The organism is Erwinia sp. Leaf53 (genome assembly GCF_001422605.1).
In the GTDB taxonomy this organism is placed as follows: domain Bacteria; phylum Pseudomonadota; class Gammaproteobacteria; order Enterobacterales; family Enterobacteriaceae; genus Erwinia.
In genome coordinates, this window is sequence record NZ_LMLK01000027.1 from 198,981 (window position 1) to 214,144 (window position 15,164).

Consider the following 15,164-nt stretch of genomic DNA (forward strand, 5'->3'; position numbering starts at 1 on the left):
AATGCTTCACCGGATTCCTGACTTAAATTATCCGGCTAAACACCTACTTAACCTTCCCCCCCGCATTTCCCGCTTGATCGATCCCCTTCTGAGATAATACTGTATGGGTATACAGTATATTTCAGGAGGGTATCATGCCCCGCAAATCAGACATTCCCGCAGCATTCAGAAAAAGCGTCGTTCATGAACCGTCTGGCCGGCGGATCGTCCGCACCGTCGACTTTCAGCGCGAACTGGCAAACCTCAACCATGTTTTCACGTTGCGCGAAGCCAACCGCTGGATAGAGAACTACCAGAGCTGCTTCAAGGACATCTCCACCGAGGAGGGCGAACGCCGCACCTTCTTCCTCTACAACCCCAACAGCGCAGGGAGCTACTGATGGGCTTCCCCTCGCCAGCAACTGACTACATCGAAACCCGGATCAACCTCGACGATTTAATGGTCGCGCATCCGGCGGCGACAACCATCATTCGGGAGCCTGGCCGCATCTTGGTTATCGATCGGTCCGTGAAGATTAACCAGGGCGATACCGTGGCGTTTGAGCTGTTCGGGGAAGGGCACATCGGAAAGCTGATGGGGGAGTCGCTGATAACAGAGGAGGGTGAGGCGATTGAGGGGCAGGCGCTGGAGGATGTGGTGTTGCTGGGCTGCGTGACGTGGATCGTGCTGGAGGTTTTGGAAAGGCGCGAACCAACGATTTGATGCACGAAAAATTTTTTGCGTACTCTTATGTGTACTTGGTGGTTGTTTTATTTTTTTGTATTTGGCATAAATCATTGTTTTAAATGATTTATGCCGTTTAGTCAAAAGACCCGTTTGAATGGCTTCACCGCCACTTGCCGGTATACACCCGCCGCGACATATGGGTCGTCCTGCGCCCAGGTCTGCGCCTCTTCCAGCGAGGTGAACTCGGCGATCACCGTAGAGCCGCTGAAGCCTGCGGCACCGGGGTCGTTGCTGTCGACGGCGGGCATTGGCCCGGCGATAATCAGGCGTCCTTCATCGCGCAGCAGCTGCAGCCGGGCCAGGTGTGCAGGGCGCACCGCCAGCCGTTTTTCCAGTGAATCAGCATGATCTTCAGCGTATATTACGTAGAGCACTTTCGAACCCCTGTCGAAATAAATAGTTGCGCCACGTTAAGTGATCACCAGCGTTTGTGCAAACGAAAGATAAACGGAGGGAATCTGACCCGCCGGGCGGTGATTTAAGGGCTTATTGTCAATTGGATGCCGCTGGTTGTTGAAATTGATTGCTATTTGCATTTAAACTCACCCCTTCACATTTTGACCATAAAGACTATGACGACGCTGACAACCCCACTACCAGGCCGTTCACCCCTCTCGTTGCTGGTTTCCGTTGTACTGCACGGTACGGTGATCGGTGCGCTGCTTTACGCCTCGTACCACCAGACGACTGAGATGCCGAAACCGGCACAGCCCATCAGCGTGTCGATGGTCGCGCCGGAAGTGCAGCCGGAAGTGCAGCCTGCGCCGCCAGAGCCGGTGATCGAACCTGAGCCGGAACCTGAGCCAGAAATCGTTCCCGAGCCGCCAAAAGCCGAGCCGGTTCCGATTCCGATCCCCGAGCCGAAGCCCAAACCGAAGCCGAAGCCGAAGCCGAAACCGAAGAAGGTGGAAGAGAAGCCGAAGCCACAGGTGAAGCCGCGTGAAACGCGTCCGCCAGCCCCGGTTGAAAAGCAGGTCACCGAAGCACCGAAAGCGTCTACCGCGCCGACAACCAACCCGGCGCCGCCGTCGAATACCGTCTCAACCGGTACGCGGGCGATTAGCCAGGGCAACCCTGATTATCCGTCGCGGGCGCTGGCGCTGCGCGTGGAGGGTGCGGTCAGGGTGATGTTCGACGTCAACGCCAGCGGGCAGGTAGAGAACGTGCGTATTGTCTCCGCCGAACCGCGCAATATGTTTGAGCGTGAGGTGAAATCAGCGATGCGTAAGTGGCGTTACGAACCCGGCAGGCCAGGGAAAGATCTGAAAATGACCATCAAGTTCAGGATCAACGGCACCACCAGCCTGGAATAAACGGCCGGAGTCAATCAACAGGGCGCAGCCCCTGCGGACGGGTAAACACCCCCCACCTGGCGGTGGTGGGGCTGTTTACCCGTCTTTTTCTTTATTTTGTGCTTAGTGCTCTGCAACCTGCTGTAAATTGCCCGACGATACCTGCCGGCCCTGCACTTTCATCCCATTCCATCCTGTTCTGTGGTTGTTCAACCCACCCGTTTTGGCAAAAACAAACTGACCTGTTAAACGCTAAGCTGACGGTAAATGACGCTGTTTTCAGTCGGTCAGGGCATCCTGCTGAAGGCCGTAAACCATTAGCACCTTCTGACGGCAACCCATACCAGGAGGTTATATGTCGTTAATTGAAATCGGGAGTGCGGAACTCAAAGCACTGGGTGCTTTCCCGCTCAGCTTTGACGTGGAAGAGCGGGTATCCGGCAACGCGCAATACCGGCTGGATATCGAGTGCCGCAGTGCGTCGATAGATTTCGACGCACTGCTTGGTAAGAAGATGACGAGACGCAACAGCGAGCGTCATGGTCGCTATGCCTGACGAACGCAGCAGCGCCGACCTGTTGAATTCCCTTTTCCCCCTCTTTCTGACTCATGCTCGGGCACGCCGGGTATGAGCATTTCTGCGCAGGTAACAGTTTTTTCAGTTAATACTCTATCCACGTGAAGGGTGAGGGTACGTGGCGAATGATTCATTTTACTTATGAATGCAGCAAAGCTGAGGAATTTTGTCGGACGGGAATTAACGCTTATCGTAAAACATCCGGTCACCGTAAGAGCGTCTCTCCTGAAGTTAAAAAAAGCTCATGGAAAATATATTGTTCAAAAACATGATCTTACACTCACTACCGTTCTGTATTTATCACATTAACGCCCGATAAAAATCATTTTTTCAATGATTTCAACATGTCCAAAATTTTTATACTGCATTTGCAAAAAAAAGATTTCACTGCTGCAATTGTAGCCAGAAAATGAGGGTTCATTTTTTTTAATGATTTTAACTTGCGGAAAAACCTTATTTTTAGTTAACAAATATTATGATTATAATAATATTTGATTAAAAAAGTTTTTTATCGAAGTAATTATACGATTTTAACAGGTGGTTTTTTAGTAAAAACGATGACATAAAAAAACTTAAATGAACCGTTAATAATGCTTATTGCTTTTGACGATCGATATCAATTTATTGATAGATGAAATCTATAATTGAGTGCTGATTAATTCTCACAAACAATTGGGTGTTAATTAATTTTGTTTGATAAGGTGATTTATACAAGGACGAGCTATGCATGCCCCTGTGACAGAAAAAGTACTGCTAATCCACGCTGAGGATAGAATTATGGATGATTGCGCTTCTTCTTACGGACCGAATGAAGATATCAAGTTTGATCCACTCTATGTTGATGTTGAATTATCTCTGGCTAAATTCGATGAAATCGACGATCCTCTGGGCTATACGCTTCCGGAAGAAAAGTTTGACTGGTATAAAATCAGAGATAACTGCAGTCACTTAATATCAAAAAATTTTGACCTGCGGGTTGAACTCTGGTTACTTCGTGCGGAGTTGAATCTGCGCGGTGGGATCGTACTCTTTGAGAGTATAAAAAAAATAGAACATTATCTTCTTGACCTGTCAATAACGGAAGTCGCTGAGGATAAGACGCTGTTACTCAATGGTGATGGAGCCGCAGCGCTGAGCTGGATTTCATCAGTACCGTGCCTGAGCCTGATAAAAAAGAGTCAGTTAATCCCTGGGGGAGGATTATCTTATGATGATATTTTTTCACGCGGGCTCTCATCCGACAGTACGGAATTGAGTTATTCACAAATTGTATCCGCTGTTTCTCAGGTAAATGAAGTCTACCATCAGGCCGGACTGCCGGCGTTATCAGAGCAGCTGCTGCTGATCCATGGTTCGCTGAAAAACATAGAGTTTTTGGTCAATAAGGATAACGAAGGATATCAACTGGATTGTCGGTTGCTGCTGGAATGGATTGATGTCCTGCGGAATAAAATAGCTCATATCACTGCAAGTAGTGATGACGACGCGGTTTTATTGGAAAGTCAGAGTTTGCCAGCACTCACGCCAGACGGTTTTTCGAGTCGTCAGGATGTGATTATCATGCTGGATAAAGTTATCGACTATTTTGAACGGTGTGAGCCGGGTCATCCGGCACCGGTGCTGATTCGGCGGTCGCAAAAAATGATCGGTATGGATTTTTTAGCGATCGTTGAAGATATGCTGCCGGACTCACTGTCGACGTTACAGCAGTTTATTGGTAATAAATAAAATACCGAGGAGAGGCTGATGGCCAGGGATACTGATTCACAAAAGTTTATCGGCAAGAACAATGCACCCCGCGTTCAGATTGAGTATGACGTTGAGCTTTATGGTTCGCAAAAGAAGATCGAGCTACCTTTTGTCACCGGTATCATGTCCGATCTTTCCGGTAATCGTAAAACCGATCTGCCTGCTATTGAAAAACGTAAATTTCTGACCTTCGATCAGGATAATTTTAATGACCGCATGCGGGCAATAAAACCCCATTTGCAATTCTACGTGGAAAATACGCTGAGTGAGGGCGATGACCTGATCGATATCGATCTGGAATTCGAATCCATGGAGGACTTTTCTCCCGCAGAACTGGCACGGCGCATTCCACAGATGGCGGCACTGCTGCAGGCCCGTGAGCATTTTTCCCAGCTGATCACCTATATGGACGGGAAAGCCAGCGCGGAAGAGGTAGTAAAAAATCTGTTAGAACGTCCCGATTTTCTTAACGATCTGATCGTGAAAGGCGCGGATATCTTCAGTGAGAGCGAAGGCGAGCCGGATCCAGGCAGCAGGACAGAGGAAGGGGAAGGGCAATGACAGAGACTAATCCGCTGGCTGAACATCTCAGTCACGATCGGCGGGAATATGATGAACCTGTAGACGTCGGCGATGAGCTGGACGCGCTGTTGAAAAAGAGCTTTCGCCCACGCACGCAGGAAGCATCGCTGGCGGTACGCAGTGCGATCGGCACCCTGTCGGACTACGTGAGCCGAAGCCAGGTCAGGGTCAGCAAAGACGTGATTTTCACCCTCGAGCGTTTGATTGCTGAAATCGACGAGAAACTGTCACAGCAGATGAACCTGATCATTCATCAGCCGGCTTTTCAAAAACTGGAGGCGGCATGGCGCGGTCTTAGCTATCTTGTTGATAATACTAATGTTAATGAAACACAGAAAATCCGTGTTCTTAATATTACTCAGCAGGAACTCATGAGCACGCTGAGCCGCTACCGGGGTACGGCCTGGGATCAGAGCCCGATTTTCAAACAGATCTATGAAAATGAGTATGGGCAGTTTGGCGGTGAACCCTTTGGCTGTCTGGTTGGCGATTACCCGTTCGATCACAGCCCGATTGGCGTGTCGCTGCTGAGTGAAATTGCCAAAATTGCCGCCGCTGCGCACTGCCCGTTTATTGCTGCGGCGTCACCAGCGCTGCTGCAGATGAACAAATGGGCCGAACTGGGCAACCCGCGGGATATTGGCAAGATTTTTACCACGCCGGAATATGCGGCATGGCGACGATTGCGGGAAAGCAACGACGCGCGCTATCTGGTGCTGACGCTGCCCCGCTTCCTGGCCCGCCAGCCTTACGGGGCCAAAACCAATCCGGTAGAGGCGTTTTCTTTTGAAGAAGTGGTTCGCCCCGAGCAGAGTGACGATTTCTGCTGGGCCAACTCGGCCTATGCCATGGCGCTGAACATCAACCGGGCCTTCCATGAATATGGCTGGTGCTCAAGAATTCGCGGCATCGAATCCGGCGGCGCGGTGGAAGAGCTACCGGCGTATGCCTTTCCCTCGGAGGAGGGCGGTTATGAACTGACGTGTCCCACCGAAGTCGCTATTTCTGACCGGCGGGAACAGGAGCTGTCGGATGCGGGATTTCTGCCGCTGGTTTACCGTAAACACTCTGACTTTGCCGCTTTCATTGGTTCATGCACGCTGCATGCGCCCAGGCGCTATGAAAATGATGATGCGACGGCGAATGCGAAGTTATCATCGCGATTGCCCTATATTTTTGCCACCTGCCGTTTTGCCCACTATCTGAAATGTATTGTCAGGGACAAAATAGGATCATTCCGCTCTCGTGATGATATGCAGTTATGGCTGAATGACTGGCTGATGAATTATGTTGACGGCGATCCTACGGTATCTACCGAAACTACCAAAGCTCGCCGCCCTCTCGCCGCAGCGGAAGTCAGCGTGGAAGAGGTGGCTGACGATCCGGGATATTATCGTGCGCATTTTTATTTGCGCCCCCATTACCAGTTAGAAGGCATGACCGTTTCATTACGGTTAGTGTCCAGACTTCCCTCTGCCAACATGGATGGGAAAAGATGAAAATGAATCAGAGTGATGAAAGCCGGATAGTGCGTTAAAGCACAAAATCCTGGCGTTCTGCACTGTGCATTTTTATCCGGATATCTGCCGGTACAAACCGGCGTAACGCAATCAAGGAGATTAAGATGGCAGCGTTAGTTGATTATTTTTTAAAAATAGATGGCGTTGATGGTGAATCGCCTGATGAACATTATCGTGGCTGGATCCAGCTTGATGCCTGGCAGTGGTCAGAAGAGAATGCCGGCCGCTGGGGAATGGGTAGCGGCGGTGGAGCAGGAAAAGTTGAAATGAAAGATTTTGAATTCCGCATGATCAATAACAAATCCTCCCCCAAACTCTTTCTGATGTGTGCAACGGGGGCGCATATTGAAAAAGCCCGGCTGGTCTGCCGTAAATCCGGTCAGGGTCAGCAGGACTTCCTCACGGTGGTGTTCAGCAACTGCCTGGTGTCGTCCTATAAAACCGTGGGTAATATGCCTATTGATCCTATGTATATTCACAAGGTCGATACGGTTTTGCCAACCGATCTGATCAGGCTCAATTTTGCCAGGATAGAGATTGAATATAAGGAGCAGAATAATGACGGAAGTATGGGGGCCGTTATCCAGTCCGGCTATGATCTTAAGCGGAATATAAAAATCTAATCCGCACCCTGGCTGCCCGTTTACGGGTGGCCAGGATAAAGGAAAATACAATGATAATATCACGGCCTGCGTTATTCGATAAGCTCAGCACGCTACCTGTGGCCATGAGTATGGCGGGGTGGCGGGAAATATTGCTGCGCGATATTGAAAGACTGCTGAATGATGCCACGCGCAGCGGCACGTTATCGTTAGAACATTACTCATTCTGCGCAGGCTCGGTGATCAATTACGGACTGCCTTCACTGAGTAAACAGATCCCGATCAGTGAAAATGTATCGGCGTTGGCCAGACACATACATCGCATCCTGGTGACGTTCGAGCCGCGTCTTGATCCGGTGAGAATTACGGTGAAGCCGGTATTTGAAACGCGACAAACGCTGGCACTGGCGATCTTATTTGATATCAGCGGCGTTCTGGCCATTTCGCAAGGTGCCCAGGTCATTAATTTACGGATTGCGCTGGACTACTCATGTGGTGCCATTCAGGTGCTTTAGGGGAAAATCATGCTCGATGACAATTTTTTAGCCCTGTACAACGATGAACTCCGTTATTTCCTGCAGGCCGGTGAGCAGTTCTCACGTGAAAATCCGCAGGTTGCCCGGCATCTGGGGATGCATCACGACGGGGTACGCGATCCTTTTGTTGAACGACTGCTGGAGGGCGCGGCCTTCCTCAGCACCCGCGTTCAGCAGCGGCTGAATTATGAGCAGCCTGAGTTCGCGCTTAATATGCTGGCCCGCCTGGCACCCTACTGGTCGGCCCCGGTACCCTCAATGGCGCTGATCGCCATCCGTCCCGACCTGACTTATCCGCAGTGGGATACGCACACCACGCTGCCTCGCGGCAGCAAGGTGGTATTAAGCGATCCGTCACTGCACGGCAGGACGGCAACGTTTTCAACCGGCACAGCGCTGCACCTTCAGCCGGTGGTGATTGAGGAGGCCAGCTACGCGCTGCTGGCCCCCGCGTCCCTGCCTGAAGGGGTGGCACGCCATTTTCAGCTCAGTCAGTCCCACCTGCGCATCCGGCTCAGCACCCGGGGCGTGGTTGCCGTCTCACAGCTGAGATTTTCACCGCTGCAACTGACGCTGGCCGGTCACCAGGTCAAAGCCAGCCAGCTGCTCTCGCTGATCCTGCTGCACACGCAAAAAATAGTCGCCTGGGCGACCTGCGACCGGCAGACAAAGGTTGCAGAACTGCCCGCCAGCGCATTACGCCTGGGCGGGCTGGGTGATGAGGATTCACTGCTGCCGCAGGTCACGGGCGAGCTGCCGGGCTGCCGGATCCTGCGCGAGTACTTTGCCGCACCCGGCCTGTTCTGCCGTGTTGATATCGCCGGGTTGCAGCCTTTCCTCAGTGAGTGCCGGCAGGCGCGGGAGTTTGAACTGTTTATTCTGCTCGATCGGAAGGTGGTGACGCTGCTGAACCAGATTGGTGCAGCCGATTTCGCCCTGTTTGCCACGCCGGTGATTAACCTGTACCGCCGTCGCTGTGACCCGGTATTACTCAACCACGATCGCGTTGAACATCCGCTGATTGTCGACCGGCTGAACGCGTCGCTTTACGACGTTCACAGCCTGTGTCAGGTACAGGGCGTGAACCCGCAGGGGGAACCGATCCCGCTGGCCTCACCGCAGGGCGATCGCCGTTATCATCAGCCGGGCATTCCGGCCGTCTGGTCGTTACGGCGTCGGCGTGAGCCACGCGCATCGCGCTATCACAACAGCGGGTTACCGGAAGAAGAACTTTTTATCGCGCTCTCGATGGGGGAAGCCAGTGGACCAGCGCACGCGCTGAAAGCGCTGGCGGTGGAGGCGCTGGTCTGCGAACGGCATCTGATCCCGGCCGGGTTACAACAGCCGGTGTTCCAGCTGCAACAGACGTTGCCGGTGCATCAGACGGAGATTATTCGTCATCCCTCCAGCCCACAGGCGGTGCCGCCAGCGGATAAGAGCTGGCAGGCGTTACAGCTGCTGGCCGTTAACCCGCTGCACTATGCCCGGCCGCAGGTGGCGGACTGCTCTGCCTTACTGAAGGAGTGGCTGATGCTGTTTGCCGATCCCCTGCAGCCCACCCATCAACGCCGTCTGGACAGCATTGAGAACAGCGCGATCGGCCACCGCTTTGAGCGCTATCGCGGGGCGGGGCCGCTGGCCTGGACCCGCGGGGCCGAGATCGCGCTCAACCTGCGGCGCGATCACCATGCCGATCACGGCGCGGTGGTCTTCGCGGCGGTGATTCATCGTGCGCTGAGCCAGTATTGTGAGCTGAGCCAGACGCTGCGCATGACGCTCTCTCTGGATGGCGAACCGCAAATCAGCTGGGAGCAAGAGCATGTCTGCTAAGCCGCTGCCGCCGCTGGCGTGGGGCACGTTCAGCGCCGATCGGGACTTTTTCGCCCTGCTGCGCGAGTTTGAACATCTCTGCCCCGGCCAGCCGCAGCTGGGAGAGAGTCGCGATGGTTCGTTGTCGCGCATACGCATTACCCAGCGGGCAGACGCGGCATTCGCCGCGCGTGAGGTGGCGGATGTGCAGATCAACGACGGTCGGCTGGAGGTGGTCACCCGCTACTTTGGCTTGTTTGCGCCTTACGGCCCGTTACCCCTTTACGTCACCGAGCACGCGCATGCCGACGCATTTTTGCAGCGCAACCGGGCCTTTGAGGCCTTTATGGCGATTTTCAGCCAGCGGCTGGCGCTGCTTTTTTACCGTGCGTGGAGCCAGCTGAACCCGGTGGTCGGGCACGATCGCCCGCCGGAGCAGAACCGGTTTGACCGCCGTCTGCGTAGCGTCGCCGGGATATCGGCGGCCCAGCCTCTGGAAACTCACCTGAGCCGTCTGCGCCTGGCCTGGCCCGGCGCGTGGCTGCCGGGGCGGGGTTCGGTAGCGGAGTTGCAACGGATGCTGACCCACTACTTCTCCGTCCCGGTGCGGGTGCGCACCCGACAGGGCAGGTGGATTGGCGATGAGCCTGGCGTTCATCCGGTGGGCAACCTGCTGGGCGCCACCCGACTCGGAAGGCGTTTCTATGATGCGCAGCACGCCGTGCGGATAGATATTGGTCCGCTGGACGCCAGCGAGTATTCGACATTTCAACGCGGGGCACCGGCATTGCTCTCTCTGGCGCACTGCTGCCGGGCTTTTTTCCGCCACCGGTACGTGATGGATATTGTGCTGCTGATCCGCACCTCACCTGCGATGGCCTGCCGTCTGGGGCAGGGGCGTGCGGGGCGCAGCGGCTGGTTGCAGGCCAGGGAAAAGATCGTCTCCCAGCCTGTCTGGTATTCGACAACCTGAAATAAGGAAGGTTAAAGGTGTATCAGCGAGAACGTCTGTTTTCCCTGTTGGGAGCGTTTGCCAGGGCAACCTTTGTTGACGCAACCCGGCTGTGCCGCAGTTTCCGCCACGAGACCGTGGAGCTGGAGCACTGGCTGAGCGTGCTGGTCAGCGAGGATCGCGGTGATATCCCGCTGCTGTTCAACGCCTGTGAGGTCAGCCAGTCACGGGTGGCGAACGCGCTGAAGAAGATCCTGCACACTCAGCCAAACCGCGAGGGGACGGTGAGCGACCTGTCAGCCAGCCTGATCCGTGCGGTAGAGCACGGGGTGGTGGTCAGCCAGCTTAACCCGGCCGGTGGCCCGGTGCGCACCGCCCATATTCTGCTGGGTATCCTGCAGGATCCGGCGCTGCAGCGCGTGTTATACCGACTCTGCGATGAGTTCAAAAAGCTGCCGCTGCCCAAAATTTTTGACGACTATCCGGCGATCGTTGCCCGCTCCATTGAGCAGGTAAACGCTGACCCGTTGTCTGTCAGCCCGCCGCCCGCCGCCGCAGACGCCGGGGCAGAGACCTCCGTGCTCACCCGCTGGTGTGCCGATCTGACCGATCAGGCCGCCAGAGGTGAGATTGATCCGGTCATTGGTCGTGAGCAGGAGCTGCGCCAGATGATCGATATTTTGCAGCGCCGGCGGCAGAACAACCCGATGCTGGTAGGCGAGGCGGGCGTAGGCAAAACCGCGGTGGTCGAGGCGCTGGCCAGCCAGATCGTCAGCGGCCAGGTGCCGCCACGCCTGAAGGGGGCGCGTCTGCTGTCGCTGGATCTCGGCAGCCTGCAGGCGGGTGCCACGGCGCGCGGGGAGTTTGAGGCCAGAATCTGCGCGTTGCTGGACGCCATCCTTGCCTCCGGCAGCCCGGTTGTGCTGTTCTGCGATGAGGCACATGGGCTGGTCGGTGCAGGAGGGCAGGCCGGAACCGGTGATGCGGTGAATCTGCTGAAACCGATGCTGGCGCGCGGTGAGCTGAGGATGATTGGGGCCACCACCTGGTCGGAGTATAAGCAGTTTATAGAGCCGGACGCCGCGCTGACCCGTCGTTTTCAGACCGTGCTGGTCAGTGAACCTGATGAGGCGCACGCGGTCGCCATGCTGCGCGCCATCGCGCCGAAATTTTCCGCCTTTCATCAGGTGTCGATTCGCGAATCCGCGCTGCTGGCGGCGGTGCGCCTGTCGCAGCGCAATCTGCCCTCGCGGCAGCTGCCCGACAAGGCGATTGCGCTACTGGACACCGCCTGCGTGCGGGTCGCCCTCAGCCAGCACGGGCAACCTTACGCCATCGGTGACGCCCTGGCCGAACTCGATGCGCTGCGGCGGGAAAGCGACAACCTGCGGCAGGAACCGCTGGCGGCGGAGGAGAAAGAACCACGGCTGGCGGCGCTGCAACAGCGACAGTCGGCGTGCCGGCAACGGCTGGACAGCCTGCGCCAGCAGCATCAGCAGGAGCAGCAGATCTTCCAGCGTTATCGTGCCAGGCAGCAGGAAGGGGCTGAGCCAGCGCTGGCGGAACCGCCGGACGGGCTGAACGAAACGCCGCTGGTCTCTCCGTGGGTGGATGAGCGGGTGATTGCCGACGTGCTGTCTGACTGGACCGGAATCCCCTCCGGCCGCATGTTGCAGAGCGATATCGACAACGTGCTGCAGCTGGAGTCACGGCTGGCGGCGCAGATCTTTGGCCAGCCTGCGGCAATAGAGCAGCTGGCCCAGGCGATACGGGTGTCGCGTGCTGGTTTACAGTCGCCGGAGCGCCCGTCTGGCGTCTTTCTGCTGGCCGGGCCGACCGGCACCGGGAAAACGGAAACCGCCCACGCGCTGGCCCGGGCGATCTATGGCGGAAGCCATAATCTGATCGCCTTTAACATGAGTGAATTTCAGGAAGCGCACAGCGTCTCCACGCTGAAAGGTGCGCCGCCAGGCTATATCGGCTACGGCAAAGGAGGAAAGCTAACCGAGGCGGTCAGGCGTAAACCCTGGTCAGTTGTCCTGCTGGATGAGTTTGAGAAAGCGCACCCCGATATTCATGACCTGTTTTACCAGGTGTTTGATAAAGGGCTGATGGAGGATGGGGAAGGGCGGCAGATCAGCTTCCGCCACTGCTTCTTCCTGCTGACCTGCAATGCCGGCGGTGATGAAATTGAGGCCGCCGCCGCCGAACAGCCGCTCACGCTGTCCACGCTGCGGCCGCGGGTCCATCAGGCGCTTAGCCGGGTGTTCTCTCCGGCGTTGCTGGCGCGCATGACCCTGATCCCGTATCTGCCGCTCAGCGACGAGGCTCTGCGGGCGATCGTCCGCCACCAGCTGGACGCACTCGACGCCCGGCTGACGGCCGGTGCCGGTGCCGGAACCCGGCTGACGGTGGCGGCAGACGTCATGGACTGGCTGACGGCCCGCGCCCGACAGCATCCGTCCAGCGGGCGTGCCGTCGAGGGATTATTGCAACAGACGGTGCTGCCGCCGATCGGCCTTGAGCTACTGCAACGCCAGCGCACCCGCCAGGTATTGCACGAAATTCAACTGAGTATCGAAGACGACTGCCTGACGCTGCATTTCGTCTGAACCGCATCACCCTGTACAAGGAGGTTGTATGTCTTTGCTTGAAATCGTAAGTGATGAGCTGAACGCGCTGGACGCCTACCCGCTCAGTTTTAAGGTAGAGGAGGGCATGTCCGCGAATGCCGCGTACGCTCTGGACGTCGAGTGCCGCAGCGCGGAGGTCGATTTCGACCCGCTGCTGGGTAAGAAGGTCACCGTCTCCGTTGAGTTGCCCGGCGGCAGGCGGCGGCCGTTTAATGCCTGGATTATCGCCGGGGCCGATCGCGGGCAGCAGGGCACGCATTTTGTTTATCAGTTCAGGCTGAGTGGCTGGCTGTGGTTTCTGCAGCAGAACCGCAACTGCCGGATCTTCCAGAATCTGAACGTGCCTGACATTGTCACGCAGATTTTCTCGCGTTATGGCGCGGCGGATTACCGCTTCGAGCTGGAAGGCACCTATCCGCCGCGGGAGTACTGCGTGCAGTTTGCCGAAAGTGACTTCGATTTCGTCAGCCGCCTGCTGGAGGATGAAGGCATCAGTTACGTGACGGAACACGGCGAGGATCGCCACACGCTGGTGATCCAGGACCGGCAGACCTGGCCCCTGCTGGATGCCCCCTGGCAGGGGCTGCGCTACATCCCCGACGGCGAAGAGGGGCGCGCCATTCGCGAAGGCATTCAGCGCATTCGTCGCCAGCGCAGGGTCAGCCCGAATGAGATTGTCCTGCGTGATTTTGACTATCTCAATCCGCGCAATAACCTGCAAACCCGGGCCGAACAGCAGGACAACCGGCTGCGGGAGACGCCGCTGCAGTGGTATGACTATGCCACGGGTTACCGGGATACCGAACGGGGCGAACGGCTGGCGCAGATACGCCTGCAGGAACTGCAGGCACAGGGGCTGCTGCTCAACGGCGAGAGCAATGCCACAGGCTTACGGCCCGCCCGCCGTTTTACGCTGTCTCTGCACCCTGACCCGCAGCGCAACCGGGGCTACAAACTGCTGCGCTGCGATTACGACTTTATCCAGGACGGGCCGGACAGCAGCAGCCAGGGGCGCAACGTCATCTGCCGTTTTATCGCGATAAACGACGACATTGCCTGGCGGCCACCCCGCGTCACGCCACGGCCACAGATGCCCGGTTTGCACAGTGCCACCGTGGTCGGCCCGGCTGAGTCCGAAGTGCACACCGACAAACACGGGCGCATCCGCGTGCATTTTCACTGGGACCGTGACAAGAGCAGTGAGGAGGACTGTTCATGCTGGATGCGGGTGGTGCAGGCCTGGGCGGGCAAAGGCTGGGGCGTGCTGGCGATGCCGCGCGTCGGGCAGGAGGTGCTGATCACCTACCTTGACGGCTCGCCTGACCGGCCGGTGGTCACCGGCATCGTTTATAACGGCGATAATCCACCCCCTTACCGGTTGCCGGAGCAGATCAACTACAGCGGCCTGGTCTCCCGGTCGCTGAAGTTTGGTCAGCCGCAGCATGCCAGTCAGCTGACCTTTGATGACAAGCGCGGCGGTGAACGGGTGATGATGCACGCGGAGCGCGATCTGCAGACCTCGGTTGAGCGTAACAGCGCCACCGATGTCGGGCAGGATCTCTATCAGGTAGTCACCCGCACGCTGACGGAACAGCTGCAGAACGCGGTTTCTTACAAAGCGAACGCCATCGGAGTGACCGGTAACAGCGTTGCCGCCACCGGCAATCAGGCCAGCCTGACGGGCAATGCGGTCTCCCTGTCCGGCAACAATCTCTCCGTCACGGGCAATGGCAGCGCGTTTACCGGGATGAGCAGCGCGGTCATCGGCAGCAGCCTCTCCACTACCGGCAGCAGCGTCAGCCTCACCGGCTGTAGCAGCAGCTGTACCGGAAGTTCAACCGCCGTGATCGGGGATGCCAGCAACTTCACCGCCAGCTCAACCTCCTTCCTCGGACAGGGAACCGCCTTCACCGGCGTGTCATCATCGATGACTGGCGTGTCATCGTCGATGACCGGCAGCGAGGTGGTGATGACCGGGTCCAGCACCATGATGTATGGCTCGATGGTACAGATGTTAGGTTCCTGGGTGAACTTCACCGCTTCCGTGTTTATGAACAATGGTTCAAATATCACCAATATCGGCTCCAGCATCATAACCACCGGTTCAAGTATCACCACCACCGGTGTCGGCGTCTCGGTGGCCGGTGCCAGTATGCAAACCGTCGGCGTGAAAATGTCGAACTAA

General features: G+C 56.4%; 14 protein-coding genes. 13 read left to right on the forward strand and 1 reads right to left on the reverse strand.

Annotated features, from left to right (window positions below; all coding sequences use genetic code 11):
* Positions 1–134 precede the first annotated feature (134 nt).
* A complete protein-coding gene (locus ASF13_RS22870) occupies positions 135–380 on the forward strand; it encodes a DNA polymerase V (RefSeq protein ID WP_082502404.1) in 246 nt (81 codons plus the stop codon).
* Positions 380–703, forward strand: coding sequence for a hypothetical protein (locus tag ASF13_RS22875; protein WP_056242387.1), 324 nt, complete (start codon positions 380–382; stop codon positions 701–703). Before ASF13_RS22870 ends, ASF13_RS22875 begins: the two co-directional genes overlap by 1 nt.
* Positions 704–804: 101 nt before the next feature.
* Here ASF13_RS22875 and ASF13_RS22880 read toward each other — a convergent pair whose 3' ends face one another.
* Positions 805–1,101 (reverse strand): YciI family protein, encoded by a 297-nt coding sequence (locus ASF13_RS22880; RefSeq protein WP_056242390.1) that lies wholly within the window; start codon positions 1,099–1,101, stop codon positions 805–807.
* Positions 1,102–1,299: 198 nt separating this feature from the next.
* Between ASF13_RS22880 and tonB the strand changes: the two genes are divergently transcribed.
* From tonB to ASF13_RS22935, 11 genes are all read left to right on the forward strand, one after another.
* Positions 1,300–2,040: a TonB system transport protein TonB gene (tonB, locus tag ASF13_RS22885; protein WP_200929804.1), complete on the forward strand. Its 741-nt coding sequence runs from the start codon at positions 1,300–1,302 to the stop codon at positions 2,038–2,040.
* Between the two features lie 334 nt (positions 2,041–2,374).
* Positions 2,375–2,575 carry a hypothetical protein gene (locus ASF13_RS22890; RefSeq protein WP_056242397.1) on the forward strand — a complete coding sequence of 67 codons (201 nt, stop codon included), beginning with the start codon at positions 2,375–2,377 and terminating at the stop codon, positions 2,573–2,575.
* A gap of 744 nt (positions 2,576–3,319) precedes the next feature.
* A complete protein-coding gene (locus ASF13_RS22895) occupies positions 3,320–4,324 on the forward strand; it encodes an ImpA family type VI secretion system protein (protein WP_056242399.1) in 1,005 nt (334 codons plus the stop codon).
* An 18-nt stretch (positions 4,325–4,342) separates the two neighbouring features.
* Complete coding sequence (tssB, locus tag ASF13_RS22900) at positions 4,343–4,906, forward strand: type VI secretion system contractile sheath small subunit (protein ID WP_056242401.1); 564 nt, start codon at positions 4,343–4,345, stop codon at positions 4,904–4,906.
* Positions 4,903–6,426 (forward strand): type VI secretion system contractile sheath large subunit, encoded by a 1,524-nt coding sequence (gene tssC / locus ASF13_RS22905; RefSeq protein ID WP_082502405.1) that lies wholly within the window; start codon positions 4,903–4,905, stop codon positions 6,424–6,426. Before tssB ends, tssC begins: the two co-directional genes overlap by 4 nt.
* A 125-nt stretch (positions 6,427–6,551) precedes the next feature.
* Positions 6,552–7,070, forward strand: a complete 519-nt coding sequence (locus tag ASF13_RS22910) for a type VI secretion system tube protein Hcp (RefSeq protein WP_056242405.1) — start codon at positions 6,552–6,554, stop codon at positions 7,068–7,070.
* A gap of 50 nt (positions 7,071–7,120) precedes the next feature.
* Complete coding sequence (locus ASF13_RS22915) at positions 7,121–7,564, forward strand: type VI secretion system baseplate subunit TssE (protein WP_056242407.1); 444 nt, start codon at positions 7,121–7,123, stop codon at positions 7,562–7,564.
* A 9-nt stretch (positions 7,565–7,573) separates the two neighbouring features.
* Positions 7,574–9,415 (forward strand): type VI secretion system baseplate subunit TssF, encoded by a 1,842-nt coding sequence (gene tssF / locus ASF13_RS22920; protein WP_056242409.1) that lies wholly within the window; start codon positions 7,574–7,576, stop codon positions 9,413–9,415.
* Positions 9,405–10,367, forward strand: a complete 963-nt coding sequence (gene tssG / locus ASF13_RS22925; RefSeq protein ID WP_056242413.1) for a type VI secretion system baseplate subunit TssG — start codon at positions 9,405–9,407, stop codon at positions 10,365–10,367. Before tssF ends, tssG begins: the two co-directional genes overlap by 11 nt.
* Before the next feature lie 17 nt (positions 10,368–10,384).
* Complete coding sequence (gene tssH / locus ASF13_RS22930) at positions 10,385–12,958, forward strand: type VI secretion system ATPase TssH (RefSeq protein WP_056242415.1); 2,574 nt, start codon at positions 10,385–10,387, stop codon at positions 12,956–12,958.
* Between the two features lie 28 nt (positions 12,959–12,986).
* A complete protein-coding gene (locus ASF13_RS22935) occupies positions 12,987–15,164 on the forward strand; it encodes a type VI secretion system Vgr family protein (protein WP_056242417.1) in 2,178 nt (725 codons plus the stop codon).

Coding starts and splice junctions, on each gene's coding strand:
- ASF13_RS22935 (WP_056242417.1), top strand. CDS start 12,987: ATGTCTTTGCTTGAAATCGTAAGTGATGAGCTGAACGCGCTGGACGCC.
- tssG (WP_056242413.1), top strand. CDS start 9,405: ATGTCTGCTAAGCCGCTGCCGCCGCTGGCGTGGGGCACGTTCAGCGCC.
- tssF (WP_056242409.1), top strand. CDS start 7,574: ATGCTCGATGACAATTTTTTAGCCCTGTACAACGATGAACTCCGTTAT.
- ASF13_RS22910 (WP_056242405.1), top strand. CDS start 6,552: ATGGCAGCGTTAGTTGATTATTTTTTAAAAATAGATGGCGTTGATGGT.
- tssB (WP_056242401.1), top strand. CDS start 4,343: ATGGCCAGGGATACTGATTCACAAAAGTTTATCGGCAAGAACAATGCA.
- ASF13_RS22890 (WP_056242397.1), top strand. CDS start 2,375: ATGTCGTTAATTGAAATCGGGAGTGCGGAACTCAAAGCACTGGGTGCT.
- ASF13_RS22875 (WP_056242387.1), top strand. CDS start 380: ATGGGCTTCCCCTCGCCAGCAACTGACTACATCGAAACCCGGATCAAC.
- ASF13_RS22895 (WP_056242399.1), top strand. CDS start 3,320: ATGCATGCCCCTGTGACAGAAAAAGTACTGCTAATCCACGCTGAGGAT.
- ASF13_RS22870 (WP_082502404.1), top strand. CDS start 135: ATGCCCCGCAAATCAGACATTCCCGCAGCATTCAGAAAAAGCGTCGTT.
- tonB (WP_200929804.1), top strand. CDS start 1,300: ATGACGACGCTGACAACCCCACTACCAGGCCGTTCACCCCTCTCGTTG.
- ASF13_RS22915 (WP_056242407.1), top strand. CDS start 7,121: ATGATAATATCACGGCCTGCGTTATTCGATAAGCTCAGCACGCTACCT.
- tssC (WP_082502405.1), top strand. CDS start 4,903: ATGACAGAGACTAATCCGCTGGCTGAACATCTCAGTCACGATCGGCGG.